We start from the raw sequence: 18636 nt of genomic DNA, 5'->3' as shown, positions 1-18636 counted from the left end.
CCTCGGGGCTCGGGGAGGGGCCCTCGGGATCTTCGGGGGGAAGCGCCCGTCTGTGACGTACGGTGACGTAGTGGCCCCGCCGCTGCGCGCGGAGCCTCGCTGGCGGGATGTTCTCTGCCTTGCGGCTTCGATCAGCGGTCCACGGCGACCCTCACGGCGCCGAGCCCGTCGGTTCCGGAGCGCGCGACGAGGGTGACGAGCCCGCGCGCCGTCTCGCGGTGGAGGACATGGAATCCGTTCGCTTCGAGCCTGTCGCAGACCCAGTCGGGGGAGAGCCGCAGCTTGCGGTAGAAGCTCGCTGACAGCCGCCACCGGCCGTCCTCTCGGCCGCGCGTGTGGACGAGATCGTGCACCTTGACCGTCTCCGGCTCGTATTCGAGGAAACAGGTCATGATCACGTCCGCCGAGTCGTGTACGGGGATGAACCGGTCGGCGCCCTCGAGCTCGCGGGTGAGGTCGCGAAACGTGAGCACGAGCCGTCCGCCGGGCGCGAGGCGCCGGGCGCAGCCGGCGAACATCCGCTCCACGTCGGCCTTGCTGCCCAGGTGAGGGAGCGTGTCGCCCATGCACACGGCGAGCTCGCAGGGACCTCCTGGGCGCTCCAGCGCATCGACGAGATCCCCTCGCACGACGTCGACGGCGAGCTGCCCGCGGCGCGAGGCGAGCTCGACGAGGAGCCGGTCCGAGGTGTCCACCGCCGTCACCCGGAAGCCGAGCTGCGCCAGCGCGAGGGACTGAAAGCCCGAGCCGCACCCGAGGTCGATGGCCTCCGAGGCGCCCTCGGGGCGCACGCCGAGGCGCTCGAACAGCGCCCGCTGCTCGGCGACCTTGGCGTCGTAGTCCCCGAACATCCTGGAGTAATGCTCGGCGAGGAGGCTGTCGTAGTGATCGGCTACCGTGGGCATGGGCTCTCTTCCTCCGTGGTCATCCTACAGCCGCGCGGCGCCGCGCGGCTCGCGCGCGGTTATTACCAGGCGCGCGCGCCGAACGTACCGAGCGTACCTGGACGCACGGGGGCGCACCAGAATCGCCTGCGTTCGAAAATTTCTGTTCTGCTTTGACGGAGCCATGATATCTTGGCTGGAACGCGACTTTTACTCCGACATCGATTTTCGCGTCGGCGATGTTGGAAGGCAACGGGGATGATCCCGGAGCGATGTTGAAGAGGGAGAGGTCGCGGTGCTGTGCGCAGCTGGTTTCGTCGGACGGGTCAGAATGAGATACGGCGAGCTTGGACCGAGCACGCCGGTCGCTCGCGCGGGCCTCTCGCTCATCGAGAGCGCGCCTCGCGCGAAGCGCGCTGACCTACCCGTGGGCGGAGCCAGCCAGGCGAGCCGGAGAGCCCAGGCGAGCGGTCGAGCCGGGTAACCCAGGCAGCCGGAACGAGAACGCGAGAGCGGCGGGCGAGCCAGAACAACAGGCAAGCCGGATGACCAGGCGAGCTCGGGCGAGCCGCGGTGCGCTCTTGCGTGCGCCGCCCCCCGGGGTTGATCCGCCTCGCCGAGGCGGCCAGCACCGGAGGCCGGAATCTTCGATGCCGGTGATGCGCTGGCGGCGGTGACGCGCTCCGTGAGGCAGAGAAAAGAGTTGCGGAGAGTGTCAGTCTCGTGCAGGATGAGAAGTTTTACGACTGGGGAGTTTGCGGCCTCGCCGGGTGGACGAGGGCCGTGGGGTCTCATTGGAACGAAGGAGCGGAGTGCATGAAGACGGTTGTTGGTTGGCTCTCCAGGTGCTCTCGATCCCTCGTCGCGGCGGGTGCGGCCGCGCTCCTCTCTGCCATGCCGATCGCGGCCTCGGCCGAGCGCCCGGTCGGGCCGCGGCAGGCCGCGCCCGGGGGCGCGCCGGCGGCGGTCGGGGCCGCGGAGAGCGCGCCTCCGGCAGAGCTCGCCGGTTCGTCCGGTGCGGGCGAGTGGGACAGCTACTCCGTGGAGGTCTATGGCATGCTGGTCTCCCGAGCGGGGAAGGTCGCGACGCTGCTGCCGCTCGTCGCCACCACCGCGACGCCGGTCGCCGCGGGGACGAAGGCGGTGCTCTTCCGCAGGATCGGGGACCCCAAGGGCGCGAGTCCCACGAAATGGGTCGAGATCGCCAGGGTGACCATGAAGAAGATCGAGGTGACCGGCAACATGCAGCTCACCATCGACTCGGAGGAGCAGGCGCCGGCCGGGGAGAAGGGCAAGGCGCCGGGCCACTTCGTGAAGGGCGCGCGGCTCAAGCTCGCGATCCAGTAGCCCCGGCACCGCCGCTCGGCTGAGCGCGCACGCGGGCGTGCGCTCGCGCTCGGTCGCGCCGCGCCGCGCGGCGCGGCGCGGTCACCGTCGCCCGGGGGGGGGCGCGCCGTCAGCGCGGCCTGCGCGGGCCGCGCGCGGCGCAGGTGAGGCCGCCCTCCGGATCTCGCCGTCGCCGCACGACATTTTGGAACGCCGCGCCTCATCGTTGATAGAGTCGCCTTGCGGAGACGAGCGACGACGATGAACGCCCTTCGATCCTGGCTCTCGCAACTGAATCGCCCCGAGGTGACCGAGTTCGCCGTGGCCACGGGGCGCATGCCCAGCGTGAAGATCTCGGGCGCCTTCCAGGCCGTCGATCCCGGCGCCCTCTCCACCGAGGATATCCTCTCGCTCCTCAGCGCCCTCGGCGGCGGCCGCTTCATCGAGGCGCTCGGCGCGAAGCCATCGCAGTGGCACATCCGCATCGAGGGCATCGGCGCCATCTCGGTCGTCGCCGCGCGCCAGGGCGACCTCGTGCACGCCCGCATGACGCGGATGCAGCCGTCGTCCGCCGCGTCCGGGACCGCGGCCGCCGCGCCGCCGGCCCGCCCTTCGCAGCAGCTCTCCATGCGGGAGCACCTCGCGCTCGAGGAGGTGCAGCGCCCGCCGCCGCGCGATCCGGACGCGAAGAGCACGATCTCCTCCGAGATCGCGCTCGACCTCCGCGGCGCCCCGCCGCCCGCCGAGCCCCGCGCCAGCCGCGCCTCGACGCCGCGCTTCGATCCGCGGGCCGATGAAGCGCCGGCGGTCGAGCGCGCCGCGCCGGCCGGCCGCGCGTCCGCGCCGCCCGCCGAGCCCCGCGCGTCCGCGCCGCCCGCCGAGCCCCGCGCCGCCGCGCCGGCCGGCCGCGCGTCCGCGCCGCCCGCCGAGCCCCGCGCCGCCGCGCGGGCGGCCGCGGCGGGCCCGCGCGCGCGGCCCTCGTCCACCGACCTCCGGGCGGGCGCCCTCGACGGGCTGCTCGCCATGGCGCGCGATCAGGGGGCGAGCGATCTCCACCTCGTCGCCGGCCGCCCGCCGCTCCTGCGGGCGGGGGGCGAGCTCGTGCCGCACGGAGAGCCGCTCGACCCGGCGGCCGTCGAGTCCCTCCTGCTCCCGCGCGTCCCCCCGCGTCTCTCTCCGGTCCTGGCGACCGAGGGCTCCTGCGACTTCGCGATGGATCTCGGCGCGCTCGGCCGCTTCCGGGTCAACATCGCGCGCCACCGCCAGGGCTACAAGGGCTGCTTCCGCCTGATCGCGCGCAGCATCCCGACCCTCGCGTCGCTCGGCGTGCCCGACGCCATCGGGCTCGCCACCCGCCACCATCAGGGCCTCATCGTGATCACCGGGCCGACGGGCCACGGCAAGACCACGACCCTGACCGCGATCGTCGACATCCTGAACCGCGAGACAAGCCACCACATCATCACGGTCGAGGATCCCGTCGAGTTCGTTCACGCGCGCGGCCAGGCGATGATCAGCCAGCGCGAGGTCGGCACGCACACCCGCTCCTTCGAGAACGCGCTCAAGGCCTCGCTGCGCGAGGACCCCGACGTCATCGTCGTCGGCGAGCTCAGGGACACGGCGACGGTGCGCATGGCGCTGGCGGCGAGCGAGACGGGCCACCTCGTCCTCGGCACGATGAACACCCCGAGCGCGGCGAAGACCATCGATCGGCTGATCGATCTCTTCCCGCCCGGCGATCAGCAGCAGGTCCGCGTCACCCTCGCGGGCGGCCTCCGGCTCATCGTCAGCCAGCGGCTCCTGCCGAGCACGGACGGCAAGCGCATGGTCGCCGCCGCCGAGCTCCTTCCCGGCTCGGTCGCGCTCTGGAACCTCATCCGCGACTCCAAGACGTTCCAGATCCCGAGCCTCCAGCAGCGGGGGAAGGGCCTCGGGATCATCCGCCTCGACGACTCGCTGGCCGAGCTCGTCCGCGCCGGCAAGACCACGCTGGAGGCCGCGCTCGCGGTGGCCGAGGCGCCGGACGAGCTCGAGGCGGTCCTCGCCGGCAGGAGGCAGCCCGTGCTCGCGCCGGACAGGAGGCCTCCCGCCTCGCCTTCCGAGGCGTCGAGGCCCGCCGCCACCGAGGCGGGCAAGGGGCTGTTCGAGCGCGCGGGCGCGCTCTTCGGGAAGAAGGGAGGCTAGCGTGGCCAGGATCGATCGCCTCTTCGACGAGCTCCTGTCCAGGAAGGGCAGCGACCTGCACCTCGGCATCGGCTATCCGCCGCTCGTCCGCGCCCGCGGCGAGCTCCTCGCCCTGCGCGACACGCCCCTCGACGCGGCCGAGATGGAGGCGCTCCTCTTCGAGATCACGACCTCCGAGGAGCGGCGGCGCATCGTCGACGAGCTCGACCTCGACTTCGCCTATTCCTACGCGGACAAGGCCCGTTTTCGCGCCAACTACTTCTACAAGACCACCGGGCTCGCGGCCGTCTTCCGCACCATCCCGAGCAAGATCCTCTCCCTGGACGACCTCGGCTGCCCCGAGACCATCCGCCGGCTGTCGGAGCGGCTGAGCGGCCTCGTCCTGATCACGGGGCCGACCGGCTCCGGCAAGTCGACGACGCTGGCGGCGATGATCGACCACATCAACCGCTCGCGCGCCTGCCATATCCTCACGATCGAGGATCCGGTCGAGTTCGTGCACAGCCCCATCCGTGCCCAGATCACGCACCGCGAGGTCGGCCCCGACGCGGGCAGCTTCGCGAGCGCGATCCGCAGCGCCGGGCGGGAGGACGCCGACGTGATCCTGATCGGCGAGCTCAGGACGAACGAGACGATGAAGCTCGCCTTGCAGCTCGCGAGCTTCGGCGTCCTCGTCTTCGGCACCGTCCACACGAACAGCGCCGCCGCGACGATCGACCGCATCATCAACGCGTTCCCCGCCGACGAGCAGCTCCAGGTCCGCGGCATGCTGTCCGAGAGCCTCGCCGCGATCATCGCCCAGCAGCTCCTCCGCACGAAGGACGGCACGGCCCGCGTCGCCGCGCACGAGATCCTGGTCGGATCCAGCGCGCTGTCCGCGATGATCCGCGAGGGAAAGACGTTCCAGATCGCGAACCTGATGCAGGCCGGCCGCTCCGCCGGCATGCAGACGATGGACATGGCGCTGGAGCGGCTCGTCAAGAAGGACACCATCTCGGTCCAGGCGGCGCTCGAGAAGGCGATCGACAAGGACACCTTCCAGCGGCTCTTTCCCGACGCGCAGGGGTCGTGACGGCGCGCTGAGCCGGATGGACGCAAGAAGGCTCGATGAAGGAGAGGAATTTTTCCTGGACCGACCCGATGAACCAGCCCGCACAGGACATCGCCTCGCTCGACCTCGACGCTTATCTCGCCCGCATCGGCTACCGCGGGGCGCTCGCCGCGACGCGGGAGGTGCTCGATGCGCTGCACACAGCGCACGCCTACTCCATCCCTTTCGAGAACCTCGATATCCTGCTCGGCCGCCCGATCCGCGTCGACCTGGCCAGCGTGCAGGCCAAGCTCGTCGGGGCGCGCCGCGGCGGCTACTGCTTCGAGCAGAACACCCTGTTCGTCGCGGCGCTGCGCCGGATCGGGTTCAAGGTCACGACGCTCATCGCGCGGGTGCGGTTCCAGCGGAGCGAGCTCGGCCCGCGGACTCATATGCTGTCCCTTGTCGAGCTGCCCGAAGGGCCGTTCGTCGCGGACGTCGGCTTCGGCGGTGCGGGCCTGACGCAGCCCATCCGGCTCGTCGAGGGGGAGAGCCAGGCGCAGGCGCACGACGTGGCCGGCCTGCGCCGGGAGGGCCCGTTGTGGGTGCTCGAGTCGAGGGCGCGCGAGCCGTGGCAGGACCTCTACGCGTTCACGCTCGAGGAGCACTTCCCCGTCGACTACGAGCTGGCGAACCATTACACGTCGAGCCACCCGAGCTCGCTGTTCGTGAGCAATGTGGTCGCGGCGCTCTCCTCGCCGGAGGCTCGTCTGACGCTGCGCAACCGCCAGCTGGGGGTGCTCCGGGGCGGCCAGGTCGAGCGCTTCGAGCTCGGCGACGACGAGCTCCTCGATGTCTTGAAGACCCGCTTCGGGCTGGAACTCCCGGCCGGAGCGCGGCTCTCCTGCGCGGGCCTCGACGGCTGAAGCGGCGGCGCGTCGAGGGGGGGTGTCCGGCGCTCGCCGTGGCGGAGGCGGGGCGTGCGCTCGTGCTGGGGCTGGCGGGCGCGGCTCCCTGGCCGCGCCCGCCGCCCCTCGCGCCGGGGCTTTACCGGGTCAGTGCACGCGCCCGATGCCGCGGCGGATGAACGCCGAGCGGCTCGCGGCCGAACCGGCTGTCGCGGCGCCCCGCGCCGCGGTCGCGGCGCCTGCGAAGGTCGGGGCAGGCTCGCAGACGAGCGCCTTCAGATCCGCGTTGCGGCGCCCGAGATCGTTCAAGTTGCGCGGCTCGCCGGTCACCGGATCAGGGATGTTGATGCCCGTCATGAAGCCCGACAGCGAGGTCTCGTTCCCGGGGAACCTCGGGTTCACGTGCAGGAAGCCCGTCCCCGTCTCCTGCGCTCCGTGGCACCCGTTGCAGGTGTTGAGGGAGAACTTGTGTCGCGCCTCGTTGTTGAGGATGCCCGGGGCCGTCCACGCCGTCAGGTTGTTGAACGACGAGCCGCCGAGGAACGGGCTCCCCTGGAACGTCTCGGGCACCGTGTGCTGCTCCGCGACGATCGCCGCCTCGTTCTGGTTCACGAAGTCCGCGAGCGTGGCCGACCCGTCGAGCGTGATGTCCGGCGTCAGCTTGACGGTCTCCGGGCGCAGGAAGCCCGTCTGGGCCGAGAGGACGAACTCGCGCAGCTCCCACGGGTCCGCGAGCGCGATCTCGTTCGTGCGGAGCTGCCCGAGCGAGCTCCCGTTCGGCCTGCCGGGCGCGGCGTTCCGGCCCGCGAACTGCGTGGTGATGTCCTGGAGCGCGGCGTTGTACTCCTCGGACGGGAAGGGCAGGCTGCCGAGGGCGTGCCAGGCGTTCGCCCAGTCGAGCACGTCGGCCTCGGTCGACGCGGGGAGCTTGTACTCCAGGATGATGGTGAACTGTTGCGGGAAGCCCTGGCTGACGACGCCGAACACGAACCTTCCTTCGCCGGCGTGACCTTCGGCGAGGTTCCGCACGTCGATCCGGTTGACGATGCCGAGCAGCAAGAGCGGCGCCTGCTGCAGGTCGAGGGACCCGTCAGGGCTCCTCGGCCACTCGTCGAGCACGACCTGTTGAATGGACGGCCGCGCAGGCAGCGTGAACCCGTTCACGACCTGGTCGCTCAGCCAGGTCGTGAACATCTCCTCGACCATGGCCGGCGCGTCGGCGGGCGTGGGCGCCATGTCCTCCATGAGGCGCGCGAACGTCCACGCGCCCGTCCGGGGGTCTTCCGGCGGCCCGTCGGACGTCGTGCGGAGGGGATCCTCGACCACGCTGAGGTCCTTCACGAAGATCTCGCGGCTCGTCCGGACGAAGCAGCCCGTGGGCGCTGCGAGCGCGAAGTTGAGGGCCCCTGAGCCGACGATGAACTCGGGCGAGTTGAAGTTGACCACGTTGAAGGGGATCTGGTGGGCGCCGGGATCTGCGTCCTCGGTGCCGGTCACGGTGGCCGGGAACGTCGCCGTGCTCCCGGGCGGGACGCCGGGGAGGAACTGGGGATCCACGAAGACGCCGATGCCTGGCGACTGGTTGGAGATCTCGAGGAAGTAGTCCGCCGGGACGCACGCGCCGACATCGTTGTTGGTGACGGCGATCTGGTACGTCACCGGCGTGTTCGGGGCGACCGGGCCGCTGCTCTCCGGCGTGACGGTGAACGTCGTGGGGCGGCTGAGGCAGGAGAGCTGGGCGATCTCGTTGCCGGTCGTCGGGGACGCGGAGACCCAGACCTCGTCGATCAGGCCCTTGAAGCGCTGCTCCTTCTGCGGGTTGCTGCCGATGTGGATGGACGCGTTGATATCGGCGATCGTGCCCATGGCGCTGATCTGGCCGACCTGCTCGCCGTTCAGGAAGAGCCGCACGAACGTGCCGTCGTAGATGCCCGCGACGTGTGTCCACACGTTGGCCTGGATGGGGGCGCGGGAGGTGATCGTCCGTCCGTTGGTCAGGGTCACGGCGAACCGCGCCTGGTCGTTCCGGATGTCGAGCGAGAAGCTCGTGTCTCCGCCGCCCCGTTCCTGCACGATCGTCCGCACCGCCGACCCGGACACCGAGGTCGGGTTGACCCACGCGGCGACCGCGAGGTTCTGTCCGAACGTGAAGCTGGGATTGTCGTCGGCGGTGACCGTGTCGTTCTTGCGGTCGAAGGAGATGGCGAGGCCGCTGACGCCCTCAGCGCACGCGGCGCTGGCCGAGCGGGAGGCTGTCCTATCATTGCCTGACGAATCGAGCAGATCCGGCGTCGCGCTGTCGCAATCGTCGAACTGCCAGAACCCGACGGCCGGCGGCCCGACCGGTGGCGGATCGACGGGTCCGCCGCCGGTACCGCCGCCGACGCCGGTGCTGGTGCTGACGCTGGTGGTGCCGAAGCCGCCGGTGCCGATGCTGCTGCTGCTGGTGGTGCCGAAGCCGCCGGCGCCGGTGCTGCTGCTGCTGCTGGTAGTGCCGAAGCCGCCGGCGCCGCTGCTGCTGCTGCTGGTAGTGCCGAAGCCGCCGGCGCCGCTGCTGCTGCTGGTGCCGGTGCCGAAGCCGCCGGTGCCGCCGACGCTCGACGCGCTGACCGCCTCGTCGAGCGCTTGTTCTGCATTGCCGAGTGAGTCTTCATCGACGCCATAGCTTCCGCATGCGGCGGCGCCGAGGGCGAGCAGGGCGAGGACCGCAGCCGAGCTGGTGTTGGTTGCGTGGGGGTGGGCGAAGCCGAAGGAGAGTTTCCGCATCTGCGTTCTCGTTAGGTGAGAGTTGGCTGCACGAGCGCCTTCCGGCCGCAGCTTGTTCTGTGACCGGAGGCGCGAGCAGGAGTCTGTCAGACCCGACCGGGCTGTTCGGGTTTGGGCGCTGGTGCAGAGCGCCTGCTTGGCAATGGATATGCCCGGTCCTGGAGGTCGATTTTCCCCTGCCGCATCGAGTCCAGCGTGCCTGGCCATGTCGTGGGAGCCCGACACTGGCACATCTGGCACACCATCTTTACTGGACCGGCGGGTGCTCGAGATCGGACAAGCACGCTTTCCACGCGTCCGATTCGTGCGCGTGCCGTCTGGCCGCGCATCCAACAAAGCTCCTCCCCGGAGCCGCGCGCCTGTCGCGCTTCGTCCCTCGCGCCGCGCCTTTGCTGTCCCTCGCGCCGCGCTCGCGCTGGTCGGTCGTCGTCCCGCCGCTTCTATAAGCCGCGCCGCGCCGCCGCCTCAATGCATCGCGCCACCGCCTCAATGCATCGCGCCGCGTTCTCCCAGCGTCGCTTCGCCTCGACGTCTCCTTATAAGGAGGGTGTGCCGACCCCTATCTCATATAAGGAGGAGGTCGCCGGCCGTTCCGTTCCGTCTCGTCGCGACCCGCCCTCATCGTTCCCCGGAACCGCCGCGGTCTTCGGATCGAATCCCCGAGCCCCGAGCGGCCCCGTTTGCTGTCCCTCTCCCGCCGTGCCCCCAGCACGTTTCCGCCGCCCCCCCGGGACCTCCTCACCCCCAAACTCTGAACCACCCGTTAGCGGAGCGCTCCCGCACAGGAGACGGGCCCAGATCGGCGTTTTCGGCGCGGAGGCGTACTCCTGTACGCCGAGCACCGAAAACGTCGAGATGGGCCCGTATCCAAAGCGGGAGCGCTCCTCAGGACGATGTCCAGCGGGGGCCGGAGGGGGTGTCTTCGAGGACGACGCCGGCCTCGGCGAGCAGGGTGCGGATGGCGTCGGCCTTGGCGAAGTCCTTCGCCTTCCGCGCGGCCTGGCGCATCGCGATCAGCCGGTCGACGGCGGCGTCGCCCCCGCGCCCCGCTTCGCCCTCGGAAGGGACGAGCGCGTAGTCGGCCACCAGCACCGGATAGAGCGCCGGCTCGGCGATCTCCACCCCGAAGACCCAGAGGTGACGCGCGATGGCACGGTAGACGGCGAGCAGCGAGGCGCGGTCGTCGCACTGCTCGATCCCCGCCGAATAGAGCGCGCTCACATAGTCGAAGAACGCCGCCACCGCGTTCGGCGTGTTCAGGTCGTCATCCATCGCCTCGATGAACCGCCCGATGAACCGCTCGGTGTGCTCCTTGAACCGGCCGTGGACATACTGGTGGCGCATCCTCGGGAACCGCTCCTCCTCGGGCCGCTGCGACGCATAGGCGCCGGGGGCGAGGGGCTCGTCCGCCGCGCCGCGCAGCTTCTCGGCGAGGACCGCCGCGAGCTTCTTGATGCGCGCGTAGCCCTGGGCGCTCTGCTGGAGCAGATCCCAGCCGAACGGGAGCTTGCACCGGTAATGGTGCGTCACGAAGAACCACCGCGCCTCGTCGTGCTCGTGCCTTGACAGGAGCTCCTCGATGGAGACGACGTTCCCGAGGCTCTTCGACATCTTCACCTCCTTGAGATCGAGGTGCTCGGGGTGCAGCCAGTAGCGCACCCAGGGCCTCCCGCAGAGCGGCTCGCTCTGCGCGATCTCGTTCTCGTGGTGGGGGAACATGTTGTCGATGCCGCCCCCGTGGACGTCGAAGTGGTCGCCGAGCAGCGCCGTGCTCATCGCCGAGCACTCGATGTGCCAGCCGGGGCGCCCCGTCGGCCACGCGTCCGCGCCGGTCTGCCAGCTCGGCTGGCCGGCGGCGGTCGGCTTCCAGAGGCTGAAGTCCGCCGGGTGCCGCTTTCGCGCGAAGTCCTCCTCGACGCGGCCGCTCGCCCCGACCTCCTGCTCGTCGACCTTGCGCCCCGAGAGCTCACCGTAGGACGCGCACGTCGAGACTTCGTAGAAGACCTCGCCGTTCACCGTGTACGCGTGGCCCTTGTCGATCAGGCGCTTCACCATGTCGACCTGCTCGTCGACGAAGTCGGTGGCGCGCGTGTAGACGGCGTAGTCCTTGATGTGGAGCTTGCGGCAGTCGCGCCGGAACGCCGCGATGTTCCGCTCGGCGACGTCGACGGCGCCCTCGCGCTCGTTCGCGCGCTGCATGATGCGATCGTCGATGTCCGTGTAGTTGATGATGCTCAACACGTGATAGCCGCGGTACTCGAGGTAGCGGCGGAAGACGTCCCAGAAGCAGTAAGTACGCGCATGACCGATGTGCATCGGCGCGTAGACCGTGAGACCGCATGTGTAAATGCGCACGATCTTCGGCTGGGCGGAGACGAATGGCTCCTTCTTCCTCGTGAGCGTGTTATGAACCTTGAGCGGCATCAACCACCTGCGTGAATGTGCGAGCTGCCCCCCGGACCGCGTACGCTACCCCGGCCCTGTCGCCCGGTCAACGCGGAACATCGCCGCCGTTCCCCTGGTTTTCCTTCAGGAATGAGGGCGCCCGGCCAGGAATGAGGGCGCCCGGCGGGCGCGCTCCGCGACTGGCGACTGGCGTGCGAAACTCTGGATGACCACCCCGCGCTGCGGTGAGCCCCCACCGCGCCCCGGAGGATGGACACGGCTGCTCGCGCCGCCCCGGCCGCCGTGGACGCTTGCGGCCGTCCTTCCTTCGGTCTACGCAGCCGTGCATGCACATCACTTCAAGGACCTTGCCGTTCGTCCTCGCCGGCGCGCTCGCCGCTTGCGCGTCCAATCCGCCGCCCGTCGAGAGCGCCCCGCCGCCCGCGCCGCCGGCCCCCACGCAGCCCACGCCGGCCGTTCCGGTCGCGCAGCCCGAGGCGGCGACCCCGCCCCCGGTGGACCCGGCAGAGGAGAAGAAGAAGGCGGAGCTCGCCAAGCTCGCCGAGGACATGAAGGCCATGGAGGCCAAAGCCGACCAGGAGGCCGCGCGCTTCGACGACGCGCTCAAGGCCGAGGTCAAGGCGCTCCTCGCGGCCAATCACCCGAGCGCGGGCGCGGGGCTGCGCGCGGCGCTCAAGGGGAAGCACCGCGTCCCGGGCAACGCCGAGCGGGACGCGGCCCGGCACCCCGTCGAGACCCTGGAGTTCTTCGGCCTCAAGCCGGCGAGCACCGTCGTCGAGCTCGGGGCAGGCGAGGGCTGGTACACCGAGCTGCTCGCGCCGGTGCTCTCGAAGAAGGGCAAGCTCATCGTCACGTCCCTGGATCCGAACGGCCCCGCGGACTCGCGCAACACCCTCTATGGAAAGCGGGTGAAGCGCCTGCTCGACAAGTCGCCCGACCTGTTCGGCAAGGTCGATGTCGTCGTGATCGACCGCGACACCCCGAAGCTCGGGATCGAGGGCAAGGCCGACCTCGTCATCGCCATTCGCGAGGCGCACGGCTGGCAGCGAAACGGCAAATTCGACACCTACGTCGCCGAGGCGTTCAAGGCGCTCAAGCCGGGCGGTGTCTTCGGCATCGTGCAGCACCGCGCCAAGCCCGACGCGAACCCCGACGAGAGCGCGAAGCAGGGGTACCTGCCGGAAGCGTGGGTGATCCAGAAGGTCGAGTCGGCCGGCTTCAAGCTCGGCGGCAAGTCCGAGGTGAACGCCAATCCGAAGGACACGAAGGATTATCCGGAAGGGGTCTGGACGCTGGCGCCGAATTTCCGGCTCGGTGACAAGGACCGCGCGCGCTACGCGGCCATCGGCGAGAGCGACCGGATGACCCTCAAGTTCGTCAAGCCCGCCCGCTGATCCCCGCCCGCCCCGGTCCCACCCGCACCTCACCTCCGCGCGCCGCGGCGCCCGCTGCCGAGCGGCGCCGCGCCGGCGCCCGCCGCTACGCGGGCGCCGCGGCGCGGCCCGCCGGCGGCGGAGCGACCACGCGGCGCATCGGGATCGCCGCGCCCGGGGCCCCCGAGGCCCGGTTCGACGCGAAGCCGAGGCCGTCCAGCATGGCCGGCGACGCGTAGACGCCCGGCTCCGCCGCCTCCGGGAGGCACGACGAGAGCTCGATGACGTTCCCGCCCACCACGGAGCCGTCCTCGGTGACCACCACGTCGCCGGCGTGGAGGCAGAAGCGCACGCCGACCCTCCGGTCGCGCCCGCCGGACTTGGCGAGCCGCTCGTACAGCGCGAGCGCGGCCGCGATCGCGCTGCGGCGCGCCTCCTCGGCGCCGCGCTCGTCGCGCGGCCAGTCCGCCGACAGCAGCACGCTGGTGCTCGTGACCGCGAGCGGCGAGAGCCCCGCGGTCGCCAGATGGGCGATCGCCTGCGGGAGCACCGCCTCGAAATCGATCAGGAAAGAGTCGGTGGGGGCCTCGAGCGCCCGGGTCTCGGCGAGGACCTCGACGAGCATCCCGATCGCGAGGCGCCGGATGCGCCCCGCCTCCTTCGCGCCGCCGCGAAGGACCCGCGCCGCGGCGGCCCGCACGTCCTCCAGGAACGCGGTGACGTCCGGATGGCGGCCCGCGGGGTCCTTGCTCATGGCGCGCACCACGATGTCGTCGAACGCCGGATCGACCGGGGCGTGCAGGCTCGGGCGGGGCGGCGCCTGGTGGAGGTGCAGGTGGCGCAGCACGGGGTACGCGCTCGCCGAGAACGGCATGGAGCCCGCGACCATCGTGTAGAGCAGCGCGCCGAGCGCGTAGACGTCGGTCCGCATGTCGACCGGCCGGCTGAGGAGCTGCTCGGGCGACATGAACGCCGGGGTCCCCACGACGTGCCGTGACGAGGTGAGCGAGAGATCCGTCGTGCCGAGCAGCTTCGCGATGCCGAAGTCGAGCAGCACGACCCTGAGCCCCCCGCCCTGATCGCACAGGATCACGTTCGAGGGCTTCACGTCCCGGTGGATGATCCCGAGCGCGTGGACCGCGGCGAGCGCGCTGCAGAGCGGGTCGAGGATCGCGAGCGCCTCGTCCGCCGGGACCCGGCCGCGCGAGAACAGGTGCTGCTCGAGGCTCTTGCCCTGCAGCAGCTCCATCGCGTAGTAGGGCCGCCCGTCGTCGAGCCGCCCGACGTCGAGGATCTCGACGACGTTCGGGTGCCGGATCCGCCCGATCGCGTCCACCTCGCGCTGGAAGCGGAGCACCACGTCGATGCGCGAGATCAGCTCGGCGTGCATGATCTTGACCGCCGCGGGCGCCCCGCTCGTCCCGTGCACCGCGCGGTAGACGACGCCGAACCCGCCTTCGGCGATGACCCCGTCGAGGAGGTACTCGCCCGCCCGCGGCGCCACGGCGATCGGGATGCCCGGACCCTCGCCCGCCAGATCGTGCGTGTCGAGGTTCCATGTCGGCACCGCGCCGGCCGGCGCCTCGCCCGCAGCGGGCGCGTCCGCCGCCGGCGCGGCGGGCGGCGACTCATTGTCTTTGCGGGAGGTCTTCATACATGACAGCGGTTGACTTCGCGCGTTACTGTAGCCCTAAGCCGGTGTCCAACGTGACCGTCGGCTGCCCCGAGATCGAGCCGAATCATGCATCGATGCGCCGTATGTCACGGGCGGCTCGCCGATGGCGCGCCCTGCGCCAGAGACGGCTTCACGCCGCCGCCCGGCGAGAGCGACGCCGTGGCGGCCGCGGCGCCCGCGCTCGAGGGCTTCGCGGTGCTCGGCCCGCTCGGTCGCGGCGGCTTCTCGGACGTCTGGGCCGCGGAGCGGGACCACGACGGCGCGCCGGCCGCCATCAAGGTGGCGCGGCAGTCGGCGTCGAGCCTCCGCGAGCGGTTCCGGCGCGAGGCCTGGCTCCTCGAGCGCGTGGGGGTGCCGCACGTCGCGCAGCTGTACGCCCACGGCGAGCTCGCCGACGGCCGGTCTTACCTCGCGATGGAGCGGCTCTTCGGCCGGACCCTGGCCGAGGAGCTCGCGGCGCTGCGCGCCCCGCTCGACCCCGATCGCGCCGCCGGGCGCGCGGACGCGATCCTCGCGGTGCTCGAGGCGGCGCACGCGACCGGGGTCGTCCACCGCGATCTCAAGCCGGAGAACCTCTTCCTGCTCGGCTCGAGCGGCCGCGCCGTGCTGCTCGATCTCGGCCTGGCGAAGCTCGCCTCTGCCGACGACCCGCCGGCCACGTCGGTCCACGCGACGCGCGCCGGCGCCATCGTGGGGACGCCGGAGTACATGGCCCCGGAGCAGCTCCGGGGCGACGCCGCGAGGATCGACGCGCGCGCGGACATCTATGCGTTCGGCGTCATCCTGTTCGAGCTGCTCACCCTGCGCCCGCCGTTCGTCGGGGACGAGAACGCCGTCGAGCACGGCCACCTGGCGCTGCGCCCGCCGCGCCCGAGCGACCTCGCGGACGTCCCCGAGGGGCTGGAGGAGCTCACGCTCGCCTGCCTCGCCAAGGACCCGAGCCGCCGCCCGGACAGCGTCGCCGCGCTTCGCCGCACCTTGCACGCCCTGCGCGCGCGCCCGTCCGGCGACACCCTCCCGCCGCCGTCGGCGCCGCGCTCCGCGCCGCGGTCGTCGAGGCCGGGCGATGAGGTCGCGACGGCCGCCTCCGAGGGGCGGCAGCCGGTCGCGCTGCTCTTCGTCGAGGCCGGCGCGGGGCCGGTGATCGCGGCGGTCGGCAGCCGCCGGGGGTTCATCGCGCGGCAGCGGGGGCAGCGCTGCCTCGCCGTGTTCTCGGCGAGGGACCTCGACGACCCGGCCCGCGCCGCCCTCGCCGCGGCGCGCGAGCTCACGGAGGGCGGCGGCGCGCGCGTGGCGCTGCACCTCGCCAGCGTGCGCCTGCGCCGGGTCGCCGGCGGCCTGCACGCCGCCTACGGCGCCCCGGTCGAGCGCCCCGAGACGTGGCTCCCCGCCGAGCCCTGGCGCGGCCTCGTCATGACCGAGGAGTTCCAGCGCGCGCTGCCCGAAGACGAGCTCGCCCCCACGCCGCCGGACGCCCTGGAGAGCCTGAGCGAGCCGCCGCTGCTCGGCCGCGACGACGTGCTCTCGGCGCTCGCCGGCAGCGCGACGGACGCCTTCGACGGGACGTGTCCCGGCCTGTTCACGCTGATCGGCGACGCTGGCCTGGGCAAGACGCGCCTCACGGCCGAGGCCGCCTGCATCGCCGGCGTGCCGGTCCCGGACGTGCGCGTGGTGGTGGTACGCGCGCTCCACCCCATCCATGGCGGCGCCGCGCAGGCGGTGCGCGCGCTCCTGCGCGTCGCGCTCGATGCGCCGGACGAGATCCCCGACGATCCGCGGGGTTTCTGCGTGGAGCGGCTCGGCGAGCCGATCGGGGGCGCCACCTGGGAGGCGGTCGCGGCGACGCTCGGCTGGGCCGGCCCGGGGGGCGGGCGCCTGTCCGGGGCGGCCCGCCACGGTCTCATGCTGGCGCTCGCCGACGCGCTCCGCCAGCGGGCGCGCAGCGGCCCGCTCGCCGTGATCCTCGACGACGCCGACCAGGCGGACGACGTGCTCCTCGATGCCCTGGAGTACGCCACGCTCGACGGCGAGGGCACCCCGCTCTGGGTGGTCGTGACCGCGCGCCCTCGCTTCGAGCAGGCCCGTCCCAGCTGGGGCCAGCGCAACCAGCGTCACACCCGCGTGACGCTTGAGCCGCTCGCGGAGGAGGCGGCGATGGATCTCGCCTCGCGCCTGCTCCTGCCGGCCGAGTACCCGCCCGCGGAGACCCTCCGCCGGCTGGCCGACTGGGCGGGCGGCAACCCGGACTGCCTGCGCCAGATCGTCCGCTCCCTCAAGTACGCGGGGATCGTGCGCCGGCGCGCCAGCGGCGGCTTTTACGTCGCGACCGCGGAGGTCGAGGCGCTGCCGCCCGCGCCGGCGTGGCAGTGGCTCGCGGCGCGGCAGCTCGACGAGCTGCCGGCGGAGCTCGCGGCGTGCGCCCGGGTCTGCTCGGCGCTCGGCATGTCGTTCGATCGCGCCGAGATCGAGGCGGTGCTGGACGGCCTCGAGCGCGCGGGCGGCGCCGGCTCGCTTGTCGACGCGGGCTTCGGGCTGGAGGCGCTCGTCGAGCGGCGGATCCTGCAGCGCGACGGCCAGGGCGGCGGCGCGGGCGGCGACCGGCACGCGTTCCAGAACGCGGTCTTCCAGGAGGCTGTCTACGAGATGTTCGACCCGGCGCACCGCGCCGCGATCCACCGGAGCGCCCTCGAGTACTGGCGGGCGCAGGTGGCGGCCGGCTCGACCGACGGGCTCCGCGCGCTCGCGCGCCACGCGGCCGTCTGCGGCGAGCGCGCCGAGGCCGCCGACGCCTACCTCGCGCTCGGCGACCTCGCGTCTGCGCGGCACCACGCCGTCGAGGCGGACCAGCGCTACGACGCCGCGCTCCACGTCGTCGAGCGGGGCGACGCGCGCCGGTGCGCGCGCGGCCTCGCCGGGCGCGGCAGGAGCCGGTACCGCATGTGCCGCGTCCAGGAGGCGCGCGGCGATTTCGGCGAGGCGCTCGCGCTGGCCGAGGCGCTCGGCGACGCGCACCTCAGGGCGACCCTCCTGCTCGAGGACGCGATCGCGCTCGACTGGGCCTTCGACTTCGACGAGTCGGCGCGCCGGGTGGAGGAGGCGCGGCCGCTCGTCGACGCGGAGCGCTCGCCCGAGCTCGCGTTGCTCCTCCGGGTCGCCGAGGGCCGGACCTTGTGGCGGCGGGGGCGGCTCGATGCGTCGATCGCGGAGCTCACCGACTGCGCCGGGCGCGCCGCGGCGTCGGGACATTACGACGCGCGCGTCCTCGCCCTGCTCATGCTGTCGTTCCTGCTCGCGTCAGCGGGTCGCCGCGAGGAGGCGGAGCGGGCGTTCGGGGATCTCATCACCCTGCTCTCCGCGGCCGGCGATCGATTTCACCTCTGCGCGGCGTACATCAACCGCATCGCGCTGTGGGCCTGGAGGTGGTCACTGCCGGGCGCGGTCGACGACCTCCGCCGGGCCGTCGATCTCGCGCGCGAGATCGGCAATCCGTGGCTCGAGAAGATGGCTTCGTACAACGTCGCGGTGCTGCTTCACTGGAGCGACAGGCAGCGCGAGGCGCTCGCGCTCGCGCGGCGGGCCCGGTGGCTGGAGGAGCAGGCCTCGGAGCGCCCGATGCCCCAGACGGCGATTCTGCTCGGGCAGATTCACCTCGTGCTCGACGAGTACGAGCAGGCGAGCCAGCTCGCCCTGTGGATCGAGCGATCCTGCGTCCTCGGGCCGGGCGACGTCTCGGACTACACGTTGCTCAAGCTCGTGCTCTCCGAGGTCGGTCTCCGGCCGGCCAGCTGGCCGGCCAACTCATCCTCTGTCTCGTGGAGCGAGGCAATCCAGCTCGCGAAGGACCAGCCCTTCGTCGAGAACACGCTGCTGCTCCTCTACTGGCGTGCTCGAATGGCGCTTCGTCGGGGACACACCGCAGAGGCCGAGGAAGCGCTCGCGAGCGCGCGGGAGCGCCGCGGCGAGAGCCCCATGTGGCTGTCCCGCTTCGGCGAGCTGGAGCGCAGGCTGGAGGAAGGGTCCCGGGCTCCAGACGTTCGTCCAACCCTGCCGGCCTGACTCGACAAGGGTTGTTTCCGCGCCGCGT

Annotated in this window: 10 protein-coding genes; 6 read left to right on the top strand and 4 right to left on the bottom strand. The window is 72.0% G+C overall.

Annotation, left to right across the window (positions count from 1 at the left end; genetic code table 11):
• Positions 1-131: 131 nt before the first annotated feature.
• A complete protein-coding gene (locus WME75_RS28640) occupies positions 132-905 on the bottom strand; it encodes a class I SAM-dependent methyltransferase (protein ID WP_437477539.1) in 774 nt (257 codons plus the stop codon).
• Positions 906-1700: 795 nt separating this feature from the next.
• Here WME75_RS28640 and WME75_RS28635 point away from each other — a divergent pair.
• From WME75_RS28635 to WME75_RS28620, 4 genes are all read left to right on the top strand, one after another.
• A complete protein-coding gene (locus WME75_RS28635; RefSeq protein WP_437477536.1) occupies positions 1701-2231 on the top strand; it encodes a hypothetical protein in 531 nt (176 codons plus the stop codon).
• 240 nt (positions 2232-2471) lie between these two features.
• Positions 2472-4394 (top strand): PilT/PilU family type 4a pilus ATPase, encoded by a 1923-nt coding sequence (locus tag WME75_RS28630; protein ID WP_437477533.1) that lies wholly within the window; start codon positions 2472-2474, stop codon positions 4392-4394.
• A 1-nt stretch (position 4395) separates the two neighbouring features.
• Entirely contained in the window at positions 4396-5466 is a 1071-nt protein-coding gene (locus tag WME75_RS28625; protein WP_437477530.1) for a type IV pilus twitching motility protein PilT, read from the top strand.
• 35 nt (positions 5467-5501) lie between these two features.
• Complete coding sequence (locus tag WME75_RS28620; RefSeq protein ID WP_437477528.1) at positions 5502-6350, top strand: arylamine N-acetyltransferase family protein; 849 nt, start codon at positions 5502-5504, stop codon at positions 6348-6350.
• Positions 6351-6479: 129 nt separating this feature from the next.
• Here the strand turns inward: WME75_RS28620 and WME75_RS28615 are convergent, their stop codons facing one another.
• A complete protein-coding gene (locus WME75_RS28615; RefSeq protein WP_437477527.1) occupies positions 6480-9098 on the bottom strand; it encodes a LamG-like jellyroll fold domain-containing protein in 2619 nt (872 codons plus the stop codon).
• A gap of 885 nt (positions 9099-9983) precedes the next feature.
• Positions 9984-11522, bottom strand: coding sequence for a cysteine--tRNA ligase (cysS, locus tag WME75_RS28610; RefSeq protein WP_437477524.1), 1539 nt, complete (start codon positions 11520-11522; stop codon positions 9984-9986).
• A 308-nt stretch (positions 11523-11830) separates the two neighbouring features.
• Between cysS and WME75_RS28605 the strand changes: the two genes are divergently transcribed.
• Positions 11831-12898 carry a class I SAM-dependent methyltransferase gene (locus WME75_RS28605; protein ID WP_437477521.1) on the top strand — a complete coding sequence of 356 codons (1068 nt, stop codon included), beginning with the start codon at positions 11831-11833 and terminating at the stop codon, positions 12896-12898.
• An 85-nt stretch (positions 12899-12983) separates the two neighbouring features.
• Here the strand turns inward: WME75_RS28605 and WME75_RS28600 are convergent, their stop codons facing one another.
• On the bottom strand, positions 12984-14531 hold the full coding sequence (locus tag WME75_RS28600) for a serine/threonine-protein kinase (protein ID WP_437477518.1): 1548 nt from the start codon (positions 14529-14531) through the stop codon (positions 12984-12986).
• Between the two features lie 87 nt (positions 14532-14618).
• Between WME75_RS28600 and WME75_RS28595 the strand changes: the two genes are divergently transcribed.
• Positions 14619-18608, top strand: a complete 3990-nt coding sequence (locus tag WME75_RS28595) for a protein kinase domain-containing protein (protein ID WP_437477515.1) — start codon at positions 14619-14621, stop codon at positions 18606-18608.
• Positions 18609-18636 lie beyond the last annotated feature (28 nt).

This window comes from Sorangium sp. So ce1014 (assembly GCF_051521505.1).
GTDB lineage: Bacteria > Myxococcota_A > Polyangia > Polyangiales > Polyangiaceae > Sorangium.
Note: the sequence above shows the minus strand (reverse complement) of the source record. Positions and strands in the feature narration are given on the sequence as shown.